The following is a 21855-nucleotide window of genomic DNA, read 5'->3' as shown; positions in this document are numbered from 1 at the left end:
GCGGAGCGCACGCGCCGTCCCCACCTAGACTTCGGGCATGCCTGCCTCCCCCCTCGACCCTGCCGGGATCACGACCCTCACCCGCTCCATACGTTCCACGACGGGGGCCACGGTCACCGTGATCGCGCCCTTCACCGGGGAGGTTCTGCACGAGCTGCCCGTCAGCGGCCTCCCCGACGTGCAGGCGGCCTACGCGCAGGCCCGCCTCGCCCAGCTGGCCTGGGCGCGGGCCGGGTTTGCACGGCGCCGGGCGATCCTGTTGCGCGCGCACGACCTGATCCTCGAGCGCCGCGGGCTGCTGCAGGACACCGTGCAGGCGGAGACCGGCAAGACCCGCGGCCAGGCCTTCGAGGAGGTCTTCCAGGCCGCCGGCGTCACCCGCTTCAATGCCCTGGCCGCGCCGCGCGTGCTGCGCGGTGGGCGCCGCCACTCCGCGATCCCGCTCGTCATCACGGCCACTGTGCGCTACCGGCCCAAGGGCATCGCGGGCGTGATCACCCCGTGGAACTATCCGCTCAGCCTCGCCGCCATGGACGTCGTGCCGGCCCTCGCCGCCGGCTGCGGTGTGGTGCAGAAGGCCGACGACCAGGGTGCGCTGAGCGTCCTGTCGTTGCGTCAGACATTCATCGACGCCGGCGTGCCCGAACAACTCTGGGCCGTGGTCGTCGGCGACGGCGCGGAGATCGGCGGGGCGGTCACCGCGGAGGCCGACTACGTCTGCTTCACCGGGTCGACCGCGACGGGCAAGCGGGTGGCGGCGCAGGCGGCCGGCAACCTCACCGGCGTCTCGCTCGAGCTGGGCGGCAAGAACCCGCTGATCGTGCTCGACGACGCCGACCCGGCCCGCGCGGCCGCCGACGCGGCCCCGGCCTGCTTCACGGCGATGGGCCAGCTCTGCGTGTCGATCGAGCGCATCTTCGTGCAGCGAGGTGTGGCCGACGCGTTCCTGCGCGAATTCGTGGCCGTCACCCGGTCGCTCCGGCTCGGCGCCGACTACGACTACACGACGGACGTCGGTTCCCTCACCTCGCAGGCACAGCTGGACCGGGTGAGCGCGCAGGTGGCCGACGCGGTAGCACACGGCGCCACGGTCGAGGTCGGGGGCCGTGCCCGCCCCGACCTGGGACCGTTCTTCTACGAACCCACCGTGCTGACCGGGGTCACCCCGGCGATGGAGTGCTTCGCCGGCGAGACCTTCGGCCCTGTGGTCGCGGTCACCGTGATCGACTCGGAGCAGGAGGCCATCCTGGCCGCCAACGACAGCGACTACGGGCTGAATGCGTCGGTGTTCTCCGGTTCCGTGCGGCGGGCCCTGCGCGTGGGCGGGGCCCTCGAGGCCGGCAGCGTGAACATCAACGAGGGCTATCGCGGGTCGTTCTCCTCGGTGGCCGCCCCGATGGGCGGCCTGAAGCAGTCCGGTCTCGGCCGACGCAACGGCCCGGAGGGACTGCTCAGGTTCGTGGACGCCGTCACCATCGCGCGCCCGACGGGTCTCGTGCAGCTGCCGCGCACCGGCCACGACTTCGAGCGGCTGGCCGGGCCGATGCTGCTGCTGGCGGCCGTGCTGAAGGGCATCCGCCGCCGCTGACCCCGGGCAGCCGGGTCGGGACCCGGCTCCGCGAGCCCGGCTCAGACGGGCAGCATGGCCGACGCCGCCTCCTGCTTGGCCGCCTGCTGGGCCGCCTTCTCCGGGGCCAGCTTCGCCGCCTCCGCCTTGGCCGCCTTCTTCGCGTTCTTTTTGATCTTGGCCTTGCCCTTCGGCTTAGCCGTGGGCTTTCCCAGCGTGGTCGTGATGTCCGGCACGGGCCGGTTCAGCTCGCGCGGCGGGCGCTCGTACTCCGAGCCGGCGGGGCGAGTCGGAATGGTCACCTGGGGCGGCTCGCGATGCGTGTAGGGGACGATCGACAGCAGGTGGCTGATCATGTTGAGGCGCGCGGCCCGCTTGTCCTCGCTCTCGACGACCCACCACGGGGCCTCCGGCAGATCGGTGTGCACGAACATCTCGTCTTTGGCGCGGGAATAATCGACCCACTTCGTGATCGAGAAAAGGTCGGTCCCGGACAGCTTCCAGCGGCGCATCGGGTCGTTCAGCCGTGACCGGAACCGCCTCTCCTGCTCGGTGTCGGACACCGAGAACCAATACTTGACGAGCAGAATGCCGTCTTCGACCAGCATCCGTTCGAAGAGGGGCGCCTGGTGCAGGAACCGGCGGTACTCGTCGGGGGTGCAGTACCCCATCACGTGTTCGACGCCGGCCCGGTTGTACCAGGAGCGGTCCATCAGCACGATCTCACCCGTGGAGGGCAGGTGTTCGATGTACCGCTGGAAGTACCACTGGCCGCGCTCGCGCTCGGTCGGCACCGGCAGGGCGACGATCCGGGCGACGCGGGGATTGAGAAACTCGCTGACCCGCTTGATCGCGGACCCCTTGCCGGCCGCGTCCCGGCCCTCGAAGATCACGACGATGCGGGCCCCGGACTCCTTGACCCATTCCTGCATGGCGACCAACTCGGTCTGCAGATTGCGCAACTCGGCGGAGTAGACGGGCAGTGGCACCCGCTTGGGCTTCGCGTGGGTGTTCGACTTCGACACGGTCACACTCCTCAGATTCGTGGGTTCAGCGTAGCGCGCGCATCGCCCGTATGGCCCGGCGTGCATATTCTGGTGCGGACCGCGCCGCTCACCGCCGGTCACCGCCCCGCCCTCGGCCTCGGCCTCGGCCTGGCCTCGGGCGGCACAGGCACCTGTTCGACCCCAGCGCGCATTTCTCCTGCTCCAGAATCATCGCCGAGGAGCTGCCGCCCCCGTCGGACGGGCCGTTGCCCTCTCCCGGCTGGGCATCGACCGGGTGGCCATGGCGGACACCGACGAGGGTGCGGCGAACCAGGGAACCTCCTGCGAATCGCTCTTCCCGGCCGGGCGCCTGGTCGTGGTCGACGTACCCGTTCCCGACGTCCGCCAGCTCGAATGCGCCGCATCCGGTGTGCTCGTCACCTGATTCGTTTGGCCACGTGGCTTCGTGGCTACGTGGCTTCGGAGTCGAAGGGCGCCGGCAGCGTGGCGGCCTCTCTGGCGCGCTTGCGTTGCAGATAGGCGCCGTCGGGGTTCGGCACCACCCGCGACACGGTCGCCGATTGGCCTTTCAGCTCGTCTTCGTCGGTGAGAGCTTCACGGATGATGCGGCGCGGGTCATACTGACGCGGGTCGAGTTTCTTCCAGTCGACGTCGTCGAAATCCGGACCCATCTCGTCCCGCATCCGGTCTTTGGCCCCGTTGGCCAGGTTCCGGAGCTGCTTCACGAGGCGGGCCAGCTGGGCGGCATAGTGGGGAAGCCGTTCGGGTCCGAGCAGAAAGACGGCGACAATCCCGATCAGTAATATCTTCTCGAAGGTCAAACCGAACATTCCCCCAGAATAACCCCCGGCGAGGCCTCCCCGGACCATGCCCGCCCCCCCCTTAGGCTTGACCCATTCACCTACTGGAGTTGCGCTGTGTCTGACAAAGATCTGAACTGGAAATTCTCCGACGACTCAGTCGTGGAGTCCGACGCTGTGGCGCGGGCCAGACAGCAGTCCCTGGAACTCGGAATCGACGCGATTTCACCGGCGGTCGGCGCCCAATCGGCCGTGATCGCGGCCGCCACCGGGGCCCGGAGCATTCTCGAGGTCGGCACCGGTGCCGGCGTCTCCGGCATCTGGCTGCTCACCGGCGCCCCCGGCGCCACCCTCACCTCGATCGACACCGAGGTCGACCACCAGCAGCACGCCAAAGCCAACTTCGCCGAAGCCGGCATCCCCGCGAACCGGGTACGCCTGATCACGGGCCGGGCAGCGGATGTGCTGCCGCGCATGAACGAGAACTCCTACGACATTGTGTTCGTCGACGCCGATCCGCAGTGCGTGATCGAGTACGTCGAGCATGCCCTGCGCCTGGCCCGCCCGGGCGGAACCGTGCTCGTGGCCCACGCGCTCTGGCGCGGCCGCGTGGCCAACCCGGCCCAGCGCGATGATGTGGCGACCGGCTTCCGCACCCTCTTGACCGTCATCGCCTCGTCCACCGCAGTCATCAGTGCCCTCTCCCCTGTGGGCGACGGCCTGCTGCAGATCACCAAACTCCGCGCCTAGACGGTCGAGCACACCCTCCGGTGGTCGAGCCGGTCGGGTTCGGAAGATGGCCCGCCTGGTTTCGACGGCCTCGACCACCGGGCTCAGGTCGCTCGCGGCCGGGGGCTCAAGCTGACGTCGGTCGCGCCTGCCAAGACCGGTGACCCGATCCCGGGAACTCACCCTGACGTTGGTCGGGCTTGTCGAGATCCGGGCCGCGATCCAGGCCGAGATCCAGGCCCTGCCGGAGCCCCGGCCCGGTGCTCCCCGGCGGGCCGCCAGGTGCGGGTGGGGTCGTAGCAGTACGGTGCCCTGACTTCAGGTTTGCCGCGCACCATGCGGATCTGCCAGCCGGAGGTGTCAATAGTGTGGTGGTGGTACCAGCACAGCAGGACCCCGTTGTCGATCGTGGTTTTTCCGCCGCGGTACCAGGGGGTGACGTGGTGCACCTCGCACCACGCCGCCGGGATGGTGCAGCCGGGGATGGTGCAGCCGCCGTCGCGGGCGGCGAGGGCGCGGCGTTGGGCCCGGTTGAAGAAACGGTTCTCGGTACTGAGGGCAAGGACCTCGTTGTTCTCGCCGAACAGGATCTCCTGGAATCCGCCGGCGCAGAGCGCCTGCTTCACACTGACCAGCGAGATGGGCGCTTCGACGCCGTCGATCCAGCCCACCCCCTGGTCGGCGGCCAGGTCGGCCTGGTTGACGTGGATCATCACGGTGGGGGCGGCGCCGCCCATGGTCGGGGTCCCCGCGTCGCGGGTGGCGGCTTCGAACACACCGCGGAGGATGTCGGCGCGTTTCTGACCACCGTCACGGTCGTCGCTGAGGGCCACCGCCTCCGCCCCCGGGATCAGCTGGCCTGAAGCCATGCGCGCTTGTTCTTCGGCCGTGGGGAATGCGGGCGCCGCGTGCGCGGAGAGATACGTGTCGAAGAGGGCGTTCATGATGCCGCGGAGTTCCGCGGTGACGCCGCCGCGGAGCGGGTAGAGACCGTCACGGAAGAGCCCGAACCCCACAGTGCTGCGGGCCTCGGCGACGGGCTCGTTCGGGGCGGTGCCGTCGGGATCGAGGCGGGCCTGCCACTGCCCCGCCATACCCCGCACCAGGTCCGCGGGAAACGCGAACCCCTCCCCGGGCAGCCCGCGGGTTTCCTCAGTGAGGGCGCCGGTCGCACTGGCCACCAGGGCACGTTCGGCGGTGCCGAGGTCGTCGGGCGCGACGCGGGCCGCGACCTGGTCGAGGGCCGTGACGATGTACTCGGCCGCGTCCACGCCGAGGTCCCCGGCGGTGAGGGCGCCGGCCACGGCCGGGTAGTAGGGCGCCAACATGCTGGTGCCCGCCCGGCGCGCGGTCACGTTCTCACCCAGACGCACCCGCCGGTTCGCCTCACGCGACGAGACGCGGCTCAGCCGGATGATCAGGCCGATGCCGCTACTCGCCCCGTTCTTATACGCCAGGGACTCCTGACCCAGGATACGGCGGCACCGCACCGAAATATCAGCGGCAGAAGCAACCCTGGCCGCATCGACCCGACGGCCGAGGTCTTCGACCATGCCCAGCACCATCATCGCGTCCGCCTCACCCAAGAGCGAAAAAGACACCGAATCCAGCACGGCCGCGGCCACGTCACGCACCTGCTGCAACTGCCGCACGAGCGAGAGCACCGCCTGCGGTAAGGCGGTGGGGTGGTACGGAGTGGGGGCCCCAGCCATGCTTTATATCGTAGGCACGTTCTAAGTTGGAGTCAATGGCTGTGGCAGAATATCGGTTGAGTTTCGTCTGCCTGTTCTAATCAATTCGGTGACAGGGGGGCGGAGGTGCGACGGCTGTCCACGGGAAACTCATCCGCTTGAGTCCGAAAAAAGATCGGCCGCACAGCCTGAGCTGCGCGGCCGATCCTGGAACTATACGGTCGGCTGGACTACACCGGCGAGGGCGTCGTGAAGCTCTTTGGCTTCAGCGTCGTTCACAGAGACGACAAGTCGGCCTCCACCTTCGAGCGGAACACGCACGATGATGAGGCGCCCCTCTTTTACAGCCTCCATTGGCCCGTCTCCGGTCCTTGGCTTCATGGCCGCCATGAACTCCCCTTCCATTCATTCGTCTGAACTTCTATTATCTGCCATTACGGGCTGAGACTGTAATTAGGGAGGTGTCCAGTCCGCTCCGTCGACCCCCCAGCACAGCAGGAGCCAGCCCCACTGGCCGGCGATGAACAGCAGCACGATGCCCACCCGGTAAACCGCGCTCCGCGGCTGAGCCACGGCACCCAACAACGGAAACATCGGCATCAGCAGGCGGAAGGTGCTCGACTGCGGGAAAAACACCGCCAGCAGGTAGAGGCCGTAGCTGGCCAGCCAGAACCGCAGGTCCGCGCCCAGTCGGCGCACCGCCGGCAGCAACAGGGTCAGGCCGAACGCCAGGATGAGCCCCGAGACAACGACGAGGCCCAGCGGCATCCCGAGCCACCAGACACCGCCCTGGAACCAGGCGGTGAACGGAACGAGCTCCTGATAACCGATGTAGGCCGACCGCCAGGCCAGCTCGGTGTCGGTGTAGGCCGTGATCGACCCCGTGGCGATCCAGGCGATGGCCGGCCAAACCAGGCCGGAGATGCCGCTGAACACGGCAACGGATGACGCCAGCAACCGTTCGCGCACCGAAAACGGGTCGTGTGTCCGGGCAAGCCAGCGGTGCACAACGTGCAGCCCCAGGGCGAGCGCGAAGGCCAGGCCGCTGGGCCGGGTCAGCGCCATCACGGCGATCACCGGGAACAGCAGCGCATACCGCCGCTCGAGCAGCAGGAGAAGTGCCAACGTGAGCAGGAAGAGGTACAGCGACTCGGCATAACCGAACTGCAGCACGGGCGACAGCGGGGCCACACAGAACAGCACCACCGCGAACAACGCCGTCCCGGAGTCCTGTATTCTGCGCATCAGCCGGTAGAACAGCAGGGCGGCGCCGAGGCTGGCGGCCAGGGACACGAATACGGCCACGGGTGCCCACGGCTGTCCGCTGAGCAGCATCAGCAGGCGCACGACCACCGGGTAACCGGGCATGAAGGCCCAGGCGTTCTCCGCGATGTCCCCGCCGGCGGTGAGCGGCAGTGTCGACGGGTAGCCCCCGACGGCGACGATGTTGTACCACCGGGCGTCCCACATGTTCGCGAACTCCGCGTAGCCGGGTGACGCTCCCGTCCACGGGTTGGCGCCCTGCACACTCGCAAGCAGTAGCACCAGGGTGGTCGTGACGAGCCGGGACGCGGCCCAGATCAGGGCGACCCGCGCCCACCACGGCGTGAGCCGGTAGCCGGCCTTCCAGCCGGACGACGCCACGGCTATCCGACGCTTGTAGTCAGCCACGCGCGAAGGCCGTCCTCGCAGTCCGTGATCTGCGCCAGGGCGACGCGTTCGTCGTCGGCGTGAGCCTTCAGCGGGTCGCCGGGGCCGTAGTTGACGGCGGGAATGCCCAGGGCGGAGAAGCGGGCGACATCCGTCCAGCCGTACTTGGGCTTGGCCTCGCCGCCGACCGCGGTCAGGAACTGCAGGGCCAACGGGGCGTCCAGGCCCGGCCGGGCACCCTCGGCCCGGTCGACGACAGTGATCTCATAGCCCGCGAAGAGATCCTCCAGGTGCACGACGGCCTCCGCCGAGGTGCGGCTGGGAGCGAACCGATAATTGATGTGCACCATGCACTCGTCGGGGATGACGTTGCCGGCGATGCCGCCGCCGATGCCGACGGCGTTGAGGCCCTCGCGGTAGACGAGGCCCTCGACCTCGACCTGCCGCGGCTCGTAGGCCGCCAGGATGTCGATGACGGGCCCGATCTTGTGGATGGCGTTGTCGCCGACCCAGCTGCGGGCGGAGTGGGCGCGCAGCCCGAAGGTGCGGATCTCCACGCGCACGTTGCCGTTGCAGCCACCCTCGATCTGGCTGTTTGTGGGCTCGCCGAGGATGGCGAAGTCCCCCGCGAAGAGGTCGGGCCGGTTGAGGGCGAGACGGCCGAGGCCGTTGAGGTCGTCGGAAACCTCCTCGTGGTCGTACCACATCCACGTTATGTCGACGCTGGGCGCGGTCAGTTCGGCGGCCAGCTTCAGCTGCACGGCCACGCCGGCCTTCATGTCGACGGTGCCGCGGCCCCAGAGATAGTCGACGCCATCGATGGTCTCGAACCGGGTCGGCAGATTGTCGTTCAGCGGGACCGTGTCGAGATGGCCGGCAATGATCACGCGCTGGGCCCGCCCCAGGTTGGTGCGGGCGACGACGGTGTCGCCGTCGCGGGTGACGTCGAGGTGCGGGTACCCGGCCAGCGCGCGTTCCACCGCGTCTGCGATGGCGGCCTCGTTACCGGACACCGACTCGAGGTCGCATAGCGCCCGGGTGAGCTCGATCGAGGTCGCGGACAGGTCCAGGTTCACGGTGTTTTGGGGCACTCTACTAACCTAGAGCCATGACCTCCGCCGTGCCCCCGACATCCGTTTCCCCCTCGAACGCGTGGGGCTACGGCCTCGCCACCGTCGCCGGCGACGGCACGGTGCTGGACACCTGGTTCCCCGAACCTCGGCTCGGAACCCTTCCGGCCGGCCGCGACCGCTGGATCGTGCCGTCTGAACTCGAGGAATTCGCCGGAGTGGACCCGCGGCGAATGGTGCGGATCGAGGCCGTGACGATCGAGATCGACCTCACCGCTGCGCCTGCCGGAACGTCGGATGCCTACCTGCGCCTGCACCTGCTGTCGCACCTGCTCGTGCGCCCGAACACCCTCAACCTCGACGGCATCTTCGGCCACCTGCCCGCCGTGGTCTGGACGAATGCCGGCCCGATGCTGCCCGCCGACTTCACCCGACTGCGGCCGGCCCTGCAGCGCCACGGCATCCAGACGACCGGAATCGACAAGTTCCCGCCGCTACTGAACTACGTCACGCCCGACCGGGTGCGGATCGCGGACGCATCCCGGGTGCGTCTCGGGGCGTACCTCTCCCCCGGTACCACGGTGATGCACGAGGGTTTCGTCAACTTCAACGCCGGCACCCTCGGTACCTCGATGGTCGAGGGCAGGATCTCTCAGGGTGTCGTCGTGGGTGACGGCGCCGACATCGGCGGCGGTGCCTCCATCATGGGCACTCTCTCCGGCGGCGGTACCGAACGGGTGTCCATCGGCGAACGGGCCCTGCTCGGCGCCAATTCCGGGGTGGGCATCTCGATCGGCGCCGACAGCGTCGTCGAGGCGGGGCTCTATGTGACCGCCGGCACCAAGGTGCTGCTGCCGGGCCAGCCGCGCAGTGCCGACGGCACGACGCCGTCGGTGAAGGCCGTCGAACTCTCCGGGGTCTCGAACCTGCTTTTCCGCCGCAACTCGGTCTCGGGCGCGGTCGAAGTGCTGGCGCGCAGCGGCACCGGCATCGTGCTGAACGCCCAGCTGCACGCCTGATCCGGGCACCCCCGCATCCGTCGCCGCGCACCAACCGCACCGTCGCCGCGCACCAACCGCACCGTAACCCCGGAGATTTTCGCGACACGCCGCCCAACCCGCCTGAAAACACGGTGAGCCGCGAAATTGTCCGGTTTTAGGTCGCGACGGATGCCCCTGCACACACCGCTCCGCTTGCCCCTTGCCCCCCTGACGAATTCGACGGAGATTTTCGCCGTAAACACCTTAAACGGCCCCGAAAGCGGCTTTTTCGGCAGAATCTCCGTCGAATTGGTTCGACGGTGACTCCTGGGGCAAGCGGCACGACACCCAGCGCAGCGGCGCCGCACCACGCCGCACTCGGGCTAGCGGCGCGGGAAATCGCGGGCCGGCGACCCGATGTAGAGCTGTTGTGGGCGACCGATCTTGGTCGTGGGGTCCTCGTTCATCTCGCGCCAGTGCGCCACCCAGCCGGGCAGCCGGCCGATCGCGAAGAGCACCGTGAACATGCTGGTCGGGAAGCCCATCGCCTTGTAAATGACGCCGGTGTAGAAGTCCACGTTCGGGTAGAGCTTGCGCTCCCGGAAGTAGTCGTCGTTGAGCGCGATGTGCTCGAGTTCCTTGGCGATGTCCAGCAGGTCGTCCTTGACGCCCAGTGCGGCGAGCACCTCGTCGGCGCTCTCCTTGACCAGGGTTGCCCGCGGGTCGTAGTTCTTGTACACCCGGTGGCCGAAGCCCATCAGACGAACGCCCTGTTCCTTGTTCTTGACCCGTTCAACGAACTTCTCGACGCCTTCGCCGGATGCCTTGATCTCGCCGAGCATCTTGAGCACGGCCTCGTTAGCGCCGCCGTGCAGAGGCCCGGAGAGCGCGTTGATGCCCGCGGAGACCGACGCGAACAGGTTCGCCTCAGTGGAGCCGACCAGGCGAACGGTCGAGGTCGACGCGTTCTGCTCGTGGTCTTCGTGCAGCATCAGCAGGCGCTCGAGGGCCTTACTGACGACCGGGTTCACCTCGTAGGGCTCGGCGAGCGTGCCGAAGATCAGCCGCAGGAAGTTGTCCACGTAGCCGAGCGAGTTGTCGGGATACAGGAATGCCTGGCCGATGCTCTTCTTGTAGGCGTACGCCGCCATCACGGGCAGCTTGGCGAGCAGGTGCACGGTGGCCAGCTCGACCTGCTCCGGGTCGTTGGGCTCGAGCGCATCCTGGTAGTACGCGGCCAGCGCCGAGGTGCCGGCGGAGAGCACGGCCATCGGGTGAGCGTTGTACGGCAGCACGTCGAAGAGGCGGCGCAGGTCTTCGTGCAGCAGGGTGTGCCGACGGATGCGCGTGTCGAAGGCTTCGAGTTCGCTCGCGCTAGGAAGGGAACCGTAAATCAGCAGCCAGGCGGTCTCGAGGAAGTTGGAGTTCTGGGCGATCTGCTCGATCGGATAGCCCCGGTAGCGCAGGATGCCCTTCTCGCCGTCGATGAACGTGATCGCCGACCGCGTGGCGGCGGTGTTCACAAACCCGGAGTCGAGGGTGATCAGACCCGATTTGCGGGTCAGCGTCGAGATGTCGATGCCGGAGGCGCCTGCCGTGCCGCGCACGATCGGGAACTCGGCGGATCCGCCGGGGAACGACAGTGTCGCCTGCTTGGGTTCGATGGATGGCGTTCGCTCGGCGATGTCGCTCACGGCGGCTCCCTGGGTCTGACTGAGTGTCACTGAATATCACTACCTAACCGTCTGGTGGCTGACCGTCTGTGGCGATGGGCCACAGCACACCGATGTGTCTGGAGACGTCAACGCTGATACAGCCTAATGGCCGCAACCGCCTACTGTTGCATCCGCCAAGAATGTCCACTCTTCATTGGAGAGAGTTGACAACTCCTGAAAATGGGGCATCAGCCAGCGCGCAACCGAGTCGCAGCCGCCGCGATGCGTTCGTCCGTGGCGGTAAGGGAGAAGCGCACGTGTCTCGGGCAGCCGTCGCCGTAGAACGGACCGGGTCCGGCGAGGATACCCCGCTCGGCGAGCCGCCCGATCGATTCCCAGGCGGGGCGCCCCTCGGTCGCCCAGAGGTAAAGCCCGGCCTCACTGCGGGTGATCTGGAAGCCCGCCGCCACCAGTGCGGGCAACAGCACCTCGCGGCGCGCCTGATAGCGCCGACGCTGCACGATGACGTGCTCGTCGTCGCCGAGCGCGGCCACCATGGCGGCTTGCAGCGGCGCGGGAAGCATGAGGCCGGCGTGCTTGCGCACGGTCAGCACCCGGGCGAGCAGGTCCGCGCAGCCGGCCGCAAACGCGCCGCGGTAGCCGGCCATGTTCGACTGCTTGCTCAGGGAGTAGAGCGCAAGCACATTGTGCCGGTCCTGCCCGATGACGCGGGGGTCCAGGATGCTCGGGGTCGGCCGGGCGTCCCAGCCGTCGGTCCAGCCGAGCTCGGCGTAGCACTCGTCGGAGACGATCACCGCGCCGAGTTCCCGGGCGCGCGCGACGGCCGTGCGCAGCGCATCGACCGAGAGAACCCGGCCATCCGGGTTGCCCGGGCTGTTCAGCCATACCAGCTTCGTCGTCTCGGGCCAGTCGGCGGGGTCGTCGGCGGCGAGGGCGTCCGCTCCGGCCATGGCCGCACCGATACTGTACGTCGGGTATGCGGCAAGCGGATGCACGATGGTGTCGCCCGCACCGAACCCGAGCATGAAGGGCAGCAGGGCCACCATCTCCTTCGACCCGATGGTCGGCAGCACGTTCTTCTCGGTGAGACCGGTGACCCCGCGCCGGCGCTCGTACCAGTCGATGATCGCCCGCTGCAGCTCCGGCGTGCCGGCGGTCTGCGGGTACGAGTGGGCGTCGGTGGCCCGGGCCAGCGCTCGACGGATGACCTCGGGCGTCGGGTCCACCGGTGAACCGATCGACAGATCGACGATGCCGCCCGCATGGTCCCGGGCCCGGGCGGCGAAGGGGACCATCTGGTCCCACGGGTAGTCGGGGAGCGGCTTCAGCACGGCTGAATCAGACCTGGGGAGGCAGCACGGCAATGATGGGGTGGTCCTTATGGATCACGCCGACCTTGGCGGCCCCGCCGGGCGAGCCGATGTCGTCGAAGAACTCGACGTTGGCTGTGTAATACTCGGCCCACTGCTCGGGAACATCGTCCTCGTAGTAGATGGCCTCGACCGGGCAGACCGGTTCGCAGGCACCGCAGTCGACGCACTCGTCGGGGTGGATGTAGAGCGAGCGGTCACCCTCGTAGATGCAGTCGACCGGGCATTCGTCGACGCAGGCACGGTCCTTCACGTCGACGCACGGCAGAGCGATGACGTATGTCACGTTGGAGGGCTCCCTTCACGAGCGAATATCTAGTCTATGCCAGACCCGGACGGGCAGGGATTCGTGGCCAGGCCAGCACGATCGTTGCCACCAGGGTCGGTACGACGGTCCAGAGCAAACCCGGAATCCCCTCGGGGACCAGGACCGAGCCGCCGGCGCTGCGCAGAGACAGGATGAAGATCGTGCCGAGGAGGCCGATCGCGCAGGAAAAGACGACCAGGCGGTTCCCCAGCATCAGTCGGAGACCTGCCAGGAGCGTCATGATTCCGGCCAGGGCCAGGATCAGCCCGATCGGGATCGTCACGGGCCCGATCGGGAGGGTGGCCTGGTGCGCGATCGTGCCGAGCACGCCGAAGACGGCCCCGGTCAGGAGGGCGACGACCGCGGCCAGGCCGCGGCTGAGCAGCCCGGGGGTCGCGCCCGGGTCGGGAGCGTGCGCCGGGGGCAGCCGCAGGAAGGTCTCGGTGCCACCGATCGTGACCGGGCGGTCCGCCGGGTCGATCGGGTCGGCCGCGGCCACCGACTCGGCCGGCACGACGGTGTGGTCGGTGACGCTCCAGCGGCGCGGATACGCGGCGAGGGCGCGCAGCTTCTGGTCGACCTGGCCGCTCACATCGATCGCGACCAGCCGCTGGCCGACGGCATCCGTCACCTGCCGATGCTCGAATACCGGCACATTCAGGCTGTCGGCGGCCCCGGCGGCCGCCCGGCGGAGGGTGTCATCGTCGGCGCCGACCACGACCGCGGTGGCGTGCACGTCCGCGAGCACGTCGGCGACGGCCTCGGCCAGTGACTGCGCCCCGGATGCCGCGGGCAGCATCCGCCAGTCGCTTACGTCGAGCGCCGCCATGGCTGCACGCACGTCGGAGTCGTCCGCGGAGTGGAAGTCAGTGGAGCCGAACAGAACGACGACCTCGGCATCGTCTGACCGCAGCCGGGCGATGGTTCCACCGGTCAGAAGGGATTCCTGACCGGGCCGGTCGTGCACGAACACGACTCGTTCTGCGCTGCCGGACATGACCATTGCTGAGCTCCACGGAGTTGGGACGGGCGGACACCCACGCATGAATGATAGCTGGACACGATCGCAGAACCGAAGCTGGAGTCACGACCGAGGCCTGGGACCGCACCATCCTGCGCGAGCAGGAGGCCGTGTTCGGCCGCAACACGGGCGAGGGTGCCCCGTTGTCGGGTGGCACGGAGTTCACCGCCCCGGAACTTCGCCCTCACCGGCCGGGTAGACCTGCCGCTGATCGGCGCGGCAGCGCAGGTGCGCCTGACACGGCACGATGCTCTGAACGAATACATCCGCCACGTCGCATCGGCCCTCTTCGCCTGATCCCCCGCTGCTGAGTGAGCCTGCGTTTCGGTCGGCCTGACGCGGTGCAGCGACTCCGGCCCGAACGAATGCGACGGAGATTGTGCTTGGACCGCCCCCAGGCCCAACACAGCAGTCGTTCTCCGACAGAACCTCCGTCGAATTGGTTCTCAGCTAGGCGGCCGGGGACACCGTGTAGAGCACACCCTCGGGGGTGCCGGCGACGACCACCGACCAAGTCTCGTTTGTCAGGGCCGCGACGCCGGCACCGCCGACGTTCGCGGTGGCGGCGTTGTCGGCGCTGAAGCCGATAGCCTCGAGCATCGCCGTGGCGTCGGCCAGCGGGTCCGCGGCGCTGGTGGTGACGGTGACGACCCAGCCCCGGTCGGCGTCCGCGGTGTTCGATGCCCCGAAACCGAGATCCCCGTCGATCACGGGGATCTCCTCCGGCCAGCCCTCGGGCAGCTGCCCGCCCAGGCTGACATCACCTCCGGTTGCCCCGTTCACCGCGCCGTCGATCGCGGAGCCGACGGCCTCGCCGGAGCATCCTGACAGCAGGGCCACGCCCGCAACGGCCAGGGTCACGGCTAGCACACGTACACGGTTCAACTTCATCAGGAATCCCATTCGTCGGTTCAAACGTGCACGTGCGTGAAAGCACGAAACCGCAGGGGCAGCGCTATGGAAAACCATAACCACACCCCTACGGTTTCGCTCGTCGCGGCTGCTCAGCCGCACGGTGGCGACGGTTAGTTCGCGTCCTGCTTCTTCAGCCGCGAGACGTTGCGCTGACGTGCCGAGGCGGCCAACTCGACCTTGCGGATGCGCACGACGGCCGGGGTGACCTCGACGCATTCGTCTTCACGGGCGAACTCGAGGCACTGCTCGAGTGTGAGCTGCTTGGACGGGGTCATCGACTCGAACGTGTCGGAGGTGGACTGACGCATATTGGTCAGTTTCTTCTCCTTGGTGATGTTCACGTCCATGTCGTCGGCGCGCGAGTTCTCGCCGATGACCATGCCCTCATAGACCTCTTCGGTCGGGTTGACAAAGAACGACATGCGCTCCTGCAGAGCGATGATCGCGAACGGCGTGACCACGCCGGACCGGTCGGCGACGATCGAGCCGTTGGTACGAGTGGTGATCGTGCCGGCCCAGGCCTCGTAGCCGTGGAAGATGGCGTTGGCGATACCGGTGCCGCGGGTGTCCGTGAGGAACTCGGTGCGGAATCCGATCAGGCCACGCGACGGAACGATGAATTCCATCCGGACCCAGCCGGTGCCGTGGTTCGCCATGTTCTCCATGCGTCCCTTGCGGGCGGCGAGCAGCTGGGTGATCGCGCCGAGGTACTCTTCCGGCGAGTCGATGGTGAGGTGCTCGTACGGCTCGTGGATCTTGCCGTCGACGCGCTTGACGACAACCTGCGGCTTGCCGACGGTGAGCTCGAAGCCCTCGCGTCGCATCTGCTCCACCAGGATGGCGAGGGCGAGTTCACCTCGGCCCTGGACTTCCCAGGCATCCGGGCGTCCGATGTCGATAACGCGGAGCGAGACGTTGCCGACGAGCTCCTTGTCGAGACGGTCCTTGACCATGCGGGCGGTGAGCTTGTGGCCCTTGACCTTGCCGATGAGCGGCGAGGTGTTGGTGCCGATCGTCATCGAGATGGCCGGGTCGTCGACCGTGATGGTCGGCAGCGGGCGCGGGTCCTCTGGGTCGGCCAGGGTCTCACCGATGGTGATGTCGGCGAATCCGGCGACGGCGACGATGTCGCCGGGGCCGGCGCTCTCGGTTGGGTAGCGGTCGAGCGCCTTGGTGATCATGAGCTCGGTGACACGCACGTTTGCGATGGTGCCGTCGTGCTTGATCCAGGCGACCGTCTGGCCCTTCTTGATGGTGCCCTGGAAGATGCGCAACAGTGCGAGACGGCCGAGGAACGGCGAGGAGTCGAGGTTGGTGACCCAGGCCTGCAGCGGGTGCTGATCGTCGTAGACCGGTGCCGGAATGTGCTCGAGGATCGCTGCGAAGAGCGGCTCGAGGTCTTCGTTGTCGGGCAGCTGGCCGTTCTCGGGACGGTTGAGGCTGGCGGACCCGTTACGGCCGGACGCGTAGACGACGGGCACGTTCAGAACCAGGTCGAGGTCGAGGTCGGGCACATCGTCGGCCATGTCGCTGGCGAGGCCGAGGAGCAGGTCCTGGCTTTCCTCGACGACCTCGTCGATGCGAGCATCGGGACGGTCGGTCTTGTTGACCAGGAGGATAACGGGCAGGTGCGCTTCGAGCGCCTTGCGCAGAACGAAGCGGGTCTGCGGCAGCGGGCCCTCGCTGGCGTCGACGAGGAGCACGACACCGTCGACCATGGACAGGCCGCGCTCGACCTCGCCACCGAAGTCGGCGTGGCCGGGGGTGTCGATCACGTTGATGGTGATGGGGCCATCCTTGGCGTGGATGCCCTTGTAGGAGATCGCCGTGTTCTTGGCGAGGATGGTGATGCCTTTTTCGCGCTCGAGCTCGTTCGAGTCCATGGCGCGCTCTTCGGTGTGTGAGTGCTCGGCGAACGAGTTGGTCTGCTGGAGCATCGCGTCGACCAGCGTGGTCTTGCCGTGGTCAACGTGGGCTACGATCGCGACATTTCGGAGGTTATTGCGCGTGGCAATCGCCATGAAGTAAATCCTTACGAAGAATGGATGCCGCAAAGTACCGCATGCGACGAAGAATGGATGTGTGTGGTCAAAGTCCGACCCAACGGACAATCCTACCGCACTCTCCCCGTCCGGGGGCTGAGAGTCCCTCGGATCCCGACTCGCGGCACGAAAAACGGGGCGGGGCTGAAGTCCCCGTCCCGTCCTCCGTGCTGTGTTGCGGGTGTGCCCGCCTACTTCTTCCAGCCGACGATGGACCAGTCGACCGTTTCGAACTGGGTGGCCCCGTAGTTGACGAGGCCGGACTTCACGGCGTACACGTTCGGCAGCGGCGCGATCGGGATGATCGGCACATACGCGGCGAGGACCGTGTCGATCTCGTTGGCGATGACGATGCGCTTGTCGGCGTCGAGCTCCGTGTTGGCCTCGTCGAAGAGAGCGGAGAGCTTCTCGTCAGTGATTCCGGTGAAGTTCGACTCGGAGTCCACCGGGGAGAACAGCGCCTCGCTCGAGGAGATCGGCCACGGAGTGCCGACCCAGGAGAAGCTGGTCATCTCGAAATCGCCCGGGATGATGTAGTCCGAGAAGTACTTCGCGGCGGGAACCTCGTTCAGCTCGACGGCGATGCCGACCTCCTTGAGGTCAGCTTGCACCTGCATGGCACGCTGCTTGTTCGTGGGGGTGTCCGCCGGCACGGTGATGGACAGCTCGAGAGCCGTGCCGTCCTTCTCGCGCATTCCGTCGTCCCCGGCGCTGTAGCCGGCGTCGTCGAGGAGTTTCTCGGCCGCGGCCACGTCGTAGCCGATTGCGTCGCCCACGTTGTCTTCATATCCCTTTTGACCCGGCATGAAGATGAAGCTGCCCTGGGTGGTGGCGTCGACGCCCACCGGCGTGTTGGCCGACTCGGAGATGAGACCGCGGTTGACGGCGTGGCCGATGGCGCGCCGCAGTTCGACGTCCGCGAGCGGGCCCTTCGCGCCGTTCATGGTGACGTGGGTCCAGGTGAGGCCACCGGATGCCTGGATCTCGGCATCCGCGCGCTTCTCCGCCGTCTGGTAGGCGTCGGCGTTCGACGAGATGTAGAGCACGTCGGTTTCGGAGTTGCCGAACGACGTGGCCGCCGATGCGCCGCTGATGACCTTGACGATGATGGTCTCGAGCTTGGCTGCCTCGCCCCACCACAGCGGGTTGCGGGTCAGCGTGACGACCTGGCCGGTGGCGTCGATGTTGGAGATGACGAATGGACCGGAGGAAGGCACCGGCGTGGTGACGTAGCCGGTGTTAAAGGCCTCAGGAGTGGACGTGACGCTGGCCGGCAGCACGCTCGTGAAGATCGATGCCCAGTCGGCGTTGATCGAGTCAAACGTGACCGTGAAATCGAAGTCGGTTCCGGTGGATTCGATCGCGCTGATCTGGTCGAAGATGGCCGTGGAGGCCGGGGAATACTCCGCGTTGGTGCCGTTCATGGCCGTCCAGGTGGCCACGTAGTCCTTATACGTGATCGGGGTGCCGTCTTCCCAGACCGCGGTCGGGTTGAGCTTGATCTCGATGACCTGAGGATCGTCGCTGACCACCTCGACGCTGGTGGCGTAGTTCGGGTCGACCGTGCTGGTTCCATCGGCCGCGACCCGGATCGGGCCGCCGGTGGTCGGTGCCACGGTGGTGACAGTGTCGGCCTCGTTGCCGTCGACTTGGTAGATGTTCCAGTTCGAGGGCAGAGACCCGATGGAGAGGTTGAGCGTTCCGCCATCCTGCACGTCCGCAGCGGCGGCGATCTCCCACGCAGTGGTGGGAAGGACCGTGCTCTCGCTCGCTTCGGGCGAGTCCTCTGCGGTGTTTCCGGGAGCGCACGCCGTGAGCAACAGGGCGGACGCACTCAGAACGGCGAGGGCTGCAAAAACAGTACTTTTCCGTTTCATGTGTGATTCTCCTTTTCTTGGTGGGAACTATTTCTGGTCAGGGAGGTTGGGGGCTGGACGGCCGCGGTGAGGAGAGCGCTGTGCTCCACGTGGTGGCAGGCCGTCTCCACCGTGCCGGTCAGGGCGAGCAGCGGGTCGATGCTCTCGCAGATCGCCTTCTTCTGCGGCGGGAGCAGGGTGTAGATCGGGCAGCGGCTGCGAAAATTGCAGCCGTCGATCTGCTCCGTCGGGCTGGGTAGGTCACCCTCCAGCAGCATCCGCGTTCGGCTGCGCTCGATCACGGGGTCCGGGATCGGGGCCGCCGAGATCAGCGCCTGGGTGTACGGATGCCGCGGGTGCGCGAAGACCTCGGCCACCGGCCCGTACTCGACGATCCGGCCCAGGTACATGACGGCGACGGTGTCGGCGATCTGGCGCACGATGGCCAGATCGTGCGCCACGAACAGGTAGGAGAGGTTGAGCTGTTCCTTGAGGTCCTCGAGCAGGTTGATGACCCCGGCCTGGATGGACACGTCGAGCGCGGACACCGGTTCGTCGAGCACGACGAGCCGGGGGTTCGTGGCGAGGGCGCGGGCGATCCCGACCCGCTGCCGCTGGCCGCCGGAGAACTCGTGCGGATAGCGGTCGGACATCTCAGGGTCGAGCCCGACCAGGTCGAGCAGCTCGGCGACCCGGGCGCGCCGGGCCCCGGGCTTCAAGCCGTGAACGGTGAGCGGCTCGGCGATGATGTCACCGATCGGCATCCGCGGGTCAAGGGCGGCCATCGGGTCCTGGAAGACGATCTGTACGTCCTTCCGCAACCGAAGCAGGTCGGCGCGACCCAGCGTGGCGACATCCTGGCCATCGACCAGGATCTGACCCGCCTGCGGCCTCGTCATCTCCAGGATCTCGAGGATGGTCGTCGTCTTGCCGCAACCGGACTCGCCGACCAGACCCAGGGTCTGGCCGGGCTGGACCGAGAACGACACCCCGTCGACCGCCCGCACAGTGCCGATCTGCCGGGAGAACACCCCGCCCTTGGTGAGCGGGAAATGGCGAACCAGGCCGGTGACTCTCAGGACCGGCTGGGCGTCGCGATTCTTCTCCTGGTGCTCCGCGGCCAGCGGTTCCGGCCGGGGAAAAATGTCGGGGCGGGTCAGCGCACCGGCCGCGATCTCGGCCGAGCGGTGGCAGGCGGCGACGTGGGTGGCCTCGCCCGGGCCGACCACGGGCGCACCGGGCGCGGCCTCTGCGTGGTTGCGAAGAACCGGTTCCGTGTCGAGGCAGGCGTCGACGGCGATCGGGCACCGAGCCGCGAACGGGCAGCCGCGCGGCAGCGCCGTGAGCGAGGGCGGACGGCCCTCGAGCGGGACCAGCCGCTGGGTGCCGGCCGTCTGCATATTGGGCACCGAGCGGAGCAGGCCGATCGTGTAGGGCATGTGCGGGGAGGCGAAGACTTCGTCGGTGGTGCCGTTCTCCACGAGCTTGCCCGCGTACATCACCGCGAGACGGTCGGCATGGCCGGCCACCACCCCCAAATCATGGGTGATGAGAACGACGGCGGCACCGGTCAGGGACTTTGCCTTCTCGAGCACATCGAGGATCTGCGCCTGGATGGTGACGTCCAGGGCCGTCGTCGGCTCGTCGGCGATGATCAGCAGCGGGTCGTTGGCGATGGCCATGGCGATCATCGCGCGCTGGCGCATGCCGCCGGAGAACTCGTGCGGGAACGCCCGGACCCGCCGTTCCGGCGCCGGGATGCCGACGATCTGGAGCAGCTCGATCGCCCGGGCCGCGGCGGCGCGCTTGCTCAGCGCGGCATCGTGCAGCAGCAGGGCCTCGGCGATCTGGTCCCCCACGGTGTACACCGGGGTCAACGCCGACAGCGGATCCTGGAAAATCATCGAGATCTCCTGGCCACGGATGCGGGAGAGCTGGCGGTCATTCATCTCCAGCAGCGACCGGCCGCCGAACGTGATGCTGCCGGTGACCTGCGCCGAACTGGGCAGCAGCCCCATCAACGCCAGCGAGGACACGGATTTCCCCGAGCCGGACTCCCCCACGATGCCGAGGAATTCGCCCCTGTGCACCTGGTAGCTGATGCCGCGCACTGCCTGGACCGACGGGCCGCCGCGCTGGGGAAACGTGACCGAGAGGTCCGTGACCTCCAGGAGTGGGGCATCCGTGCGCGGCTTGTCGGCCGGGATCTCGTTCGTCAGAAGGTTAGTCACGGTTGACTCCCGAGGTTGGGTCGACGGCGTCGCGCAGGGCGTCGCCGATGAGGCTGACGGCGAACAGGGTCACGATGAGCACACCCGCCGGGAAGACGAACATCCACGGCCGGGTCACGGCGGCGCTCGTTCCCTCGGCCAGCAGCGTGCCGAGGGACACGTCGGGAGCGCGGATGCCGAAGCCGAAGTAGCTCAGGCTGGTCTCGGCCAGGATTGCCGCCACCACGCCGAGGGTCGCGTCGATGATCAGCAGCGACGCCACGTTCGGGATGATGTGCCGGCCGAGGATCCGGTGCATGGGCACACCCATGTACCGGGACGCCTTGACGAAGTCTCGGTCACGCAGCGACCTGGTCTGGGACCGCACCACCTGCGCCATGATCATCCAGCTGAAGCCGGCGATGAAGACAGTGAGGAACACCCAGGAGAGGCCCTTGAACAGCGGACTCAGGATCACGAGCAGGATGAAGGACGGCAGCACGAGAAGCAGGTTGATGCACCAGACGAGCACGCGGTCGATTGCTCCTCCCAGGTAGCCGGCGACGGAGCCGACGACGGCGGCGATCATGGTGCCGAGGGGGCCGGCGATGAGCCCGATGACCAACGATTTCTGCAACCCGACCAGGGTCTGGGCGTAGAGGTCCTGGCCGATGCCGTTGGTTCCGAACCAGTGCAGCTGGGTAGGCCCGAGGCCCATGTTCAGCGGGTCGCGCTGCACGGCGTCGAACGGGTAGAACACGGGTCCGAGCAGCGCCCAGGCGAGGATGATCGCGATCGCGATCGCCCCGACCCAGAAGCGGGAGGTTTGGGTGAGTCGGCGCCAGATGAGGCGGCCGCGGGAGCGCGGCCGGGCTGGCCGCGCCGCCCGAGCGGCGGGTGAGCCGGGCAGCAGCGGAACGAGCGGTGTGCCCAGTTCCGCGTTGGTTTCTTCGACCAGGGACAT

The 21855-nt window shown here is 67.8% G+C and carries 20 protein-coding genes and 1 pseudogene; 6 read left to right on the top strand and 15 right to left on the bottom strand.

Annotated elements, in window-relative coordinates; translation table 11 throughout:
- Nucleotides 1-37 precede the first annotated feature (37 nt).
- Nucleotides 38-1588, top strand: coding sequence for a succinic semialdehyde dehydrogenase (locus tag E3O62_RS05410; RefSeq protein WP_134397790.1), 1551 nt, complete (start codon nucleotides 38-40; stop codon nucleotides 1586-1588).
- 41 nt (nucleotides 1589-1629) lie between these two features.
- Here E3O62_RS05410 and ppk2 read toward each other — a convergent pair whose 3' ends face one another.
- Nucleotides 1630-2499 carry a polyphosphate kinase 2 gene (gene ppk2 / locus E3O62_RS05405; RefSeq protein ID WP_370448887.1) on the bottom strand — a complete coding sequence of 290 codons (870 nt, stop codon included), beginning with the start codon at nucleotides 2497-2499 and terminating at the stop codon, nucleotides 1630-1632.
- A gap of 355 nt (nucleotides 2500-2854) precedes the next feature.
- Between ppk2 and E3O62_RS16520 the strand changes: the two genes are divergently transcribed.
- A complete protein-coding gene (locus E3O62_RS16520) occupies nucleotides 2855-2998 on the top strand; it encodes a hypothetical protein (protein WP_166786421.1) in 144 nt (47 codons plus the stop codon).
- Between the two features lie 25 nt (nucleotides 2999-3023).
- Here the strand turns inward: E3O62_RS16520 and E3O62_RS05400 are convergent, their stop codons facing one another.
- Entirely contained in the window at nucleotides 3024-3404 is a 381-nt protein-coding gene (locus E3O62_RS05400; RefSeq protein WP_134395902.1) for a Sec-independent protein translocase TatB, read from the bottom strand.
- Between the two features lie 87 nt (nucleotides 3405-3491).
- On the opposite strand from E3O62_RS05400, the gene E3O62_RS05395 reads away from it, so the two are divergent.
- Nucleotides 3492-4124, top strand: coding sequence for an O-methyltransferase (locus E3O62_RS05395; RefSeq protein ID WP_104101036.1), 633 nt, complete (start codon nucleotides 3492-3494; stop codon nucleotides 4122-4124).
- 158 nt (nucleotides 4125-4282) lie between these two features.
- Here the strand turns inward: E3O62_RS05395 and E3O62_RS05390 are convergent, their stop codons facing one another.
- The 4 genes from E3O62_RS05390 to dapE all read right to left on the bottom strand — a co-directional run bounded on the left by E3O62_RS05390 (nucleotide 4283) and on the right by dapE (nucleotide 8535).
- Entirely contained in the window at nucleotides 4283-5815 is a 1533-nt protein-coding gene (locus tag E3O62_RS05390) for an HNH endonuclease signature motif containing protein (protein WP_134397789.1), read from the bottom strand.
- Between the two features lie 192 nt (nucleotides 5816-6007).
- On the bottom strand, nucleotides 6008-6184 hold the full coding sequence (locus E3O62_RS05385; protein WP_104099180.1) for a DUF3117 domain-containing protein: 177 nt from the start codon (nucleotides 6182-6184) through the stop codon (nucleotides 6008-6010).
- A gap of 63 nt (nucleotides 6185-6247) precedes the next feature.
- Nucleotides 6248-7465 carry a hypothetical protein gene (locus E3O62_RS05380; RefSeq protein ID WP_241973330.1) on the bottom strand — a complete coding sequence of 406 codons (1218 nt, stop codon included), beginning with the start codon at nucleotides 7463-7465 and terminating at the stop codon, nucleotides 6248-6250.
- Complete coding sequence (dapE, locus tag E3O62_RS05375; RefSeq protein WP_134397788.1) at nucleotides 7441-8535, bottom strand: succinyl-diaminopimelate desuccinylase; 1095 nt, start codon at nucleotides 8533-8535, stop codon at nucleotides 7441-7443. The genes E3O62_RS05380 and dapE overlap by 25 nt, the downstream gene beginning before the upstream one ends.
- 17 nt (nucleotides 8536-8552) lie before the next feature.
- Between dapE and dapD the strand changes: the two genes are divergently transcribed.
- Nucleotides 8553-9533: a 2,3,4,5-tetrahydropyridine-2,6-dicarboxylate N-succinyltransferase gene (gene dapD, locus E3O62_RS05370; protein ID WP_134397787.1), complete on the top strand. Its 981-nt coding sequence runs from the start codon at nucleotides 8553-8555 to the stop codon at nucleotides 9531-9533.
- A gap of 344 nt (nucleotides 9534-9877) precedes the next feature.
- Here dapD and E3O62_RS05365 read toward each other — a convergent pair whose 3' ends face one another.
- The 4 genes from E3O62_RS05365 to E3O62_RS05350 all read right to left on the bottom strand — a co-directional run bounded on the left by E3O62_RS05365 (nucleotide 9878) and on the right by E3O62_RS05350 (nucleotide 13844).
- Nucleotides 9878-11158, bottom strand: a complete 1281-nt coding sequence (locus tag E3O62_RS05365; protein WP_369827911.1) for a citrate synthase — start codon at nucleotides 11156-11158, stop codon at nucleotides 9878-9880.
- 239 nt (nucleotides 11159-11397) lie between these two features.
- Nucleotides 11398-12501: a succinyldiaminopimelate transaminase gene (dapC, locus tag E3O62_RS05360; RefSeq protein ID WP_304990538.1), complete on the bottom strand. Its 1104-nt coding sequence runs from the start codon at nucleotides 12499-12501 to the stop codon at nucleotides 11398-11400.
- A gap of 7 nt (nucleotides 12502-12508) precedes the next feature.
- Nucleotides 12509-12826, bottom strand: a complete 318-nt coding sequence (gene fdxA / locus E3O62_RS05355; protein WP_134397786.1) for a ferredoxin — start codon at nucleotides 12824-12826, stop codon at nucleotides 12509-12511.
- 34 nt (nucleotides 12827-12860) lie between these two features.
- Nucleotides 12861-13844, bottom strand: coding sequence for a PIG-L deacetylase family protein (locus E3O62_RS05350; protein ID WP_134397785.1), 984 nt, complete (start codon nucleotides 13842-13844; stop codon nucleotides 12861-12863).
- Between the two features lie 50 nt (nucleotides 13845-13894).
- On the opposite strand from E3O62_RS05350, the pseudogene E3O62_RS17515 reads away from it, so the two are divergent.
- Nucleotides 13895-13984: pseudogene (locus E3O62_RS17515) on the top strand (hypothetical protein); the annotation flags it as partial.
- Between the two features lie 34 nt (nucleotides 13985-14018).
- Nucleotides 14019-14165, top strand: coding sequence for a hypothetical protein (locus E3O62_RS05345; protein ID WP_370448888.1), 147 nt, complete (start codon nucleotides 14019-14021; stop codon nucleotides 14163-14165).
- Nucleotides 14166-14318: 153 nt separating this feature from the next.
- Here the strand turns inward: E3O62_RS05345 and E3O62_RS05340 are convergent, their stop codons facing one another.
- The 5 genes from E3O62_RS05340 to E3O62_RS05320 form a co-directional block, all read right to left on the bottom strand.
- On the bottom strand, nucleotides 14319-14759 hold the full coding sequence (locus E3O62_RS05340) for a hypothetical protein (RefSeq protein WP_134397784.1): 441 nt from the start codon (nucleotides 14757-14759) through the stop codon (nucleotides 14319-14321).
- 134 nt (nucleotides 14760-14893) lie between these two features.
- Nucleotides 14894-16804, bottom strand: coding sequence for a translational GTPase TypA (typA, locus tag E3O62_RS05335; RefSeq protein ID WP_134342334.1), 1911 nt, complete (start codon nucleotides 16802-16804; stop codon nucleotides 14894-14896).
- Nucleotides 16805-17016: 212 nt separating this feature from the next.
- The gene (locus tag E3O62_RS05330) at nucleotides 17017-18702 is read right to left on the bottom strand and encodes an ABC transporter family substrate-binding protein (protein ID WP_134397783.1); all 1686 of its coding nucleotides are present in this window, start codon (nucleotides 18700-18702) and stop codon (nucleotides 17017-17019) included.
- Nucleotides 18699-20912 (bottom strand): dipeptide ABC transporter ATP-binding protein, encoded by a 2214-nt coding sequence (locus tag E3O62_RS05325; RefSeq protein WP_134397782.1) that lies wholly within the window; start codon nucleotides 20910-20912, stop codon nucleotides 18699-18701. The genes E3O62_RS05330 and E3O62_RS05325 overlap by 4 nt, the downstream gene beginning before the upstream one ends.
- On the bottom strand, nucleotides 20905-21855 hold the full coding sequence (locus tag E3O62_RS05320) for an ABC transporter permease (protein ID WP_134397781.1): 951 nt from the start codon (nucleotides 21853-21855) through the stop codon (nucleotides 20905-20907). The genes E3O62_RS05325 and E3O62_RS05320 overlap by 8 nt, the downstream gene beginning before the upstream one ends.

The sequence above is a fragment of the Cryobacterium sp. TMT2-15-1 genome (genome assembly GCF_004402345.1).
GTDB classification, from domain to species: Bacteria; Actinomycetota; Actinomycetes; order Actinomycetales; family Microbacteriaceae; genus Cryobacterium; species Cryobacterium sandaracinum.
The sequence above is the reverse complement of the archived record's forward strand: the minus strand, read 5'-3'. Positions and strand labels throughout refer to the sequence as shown.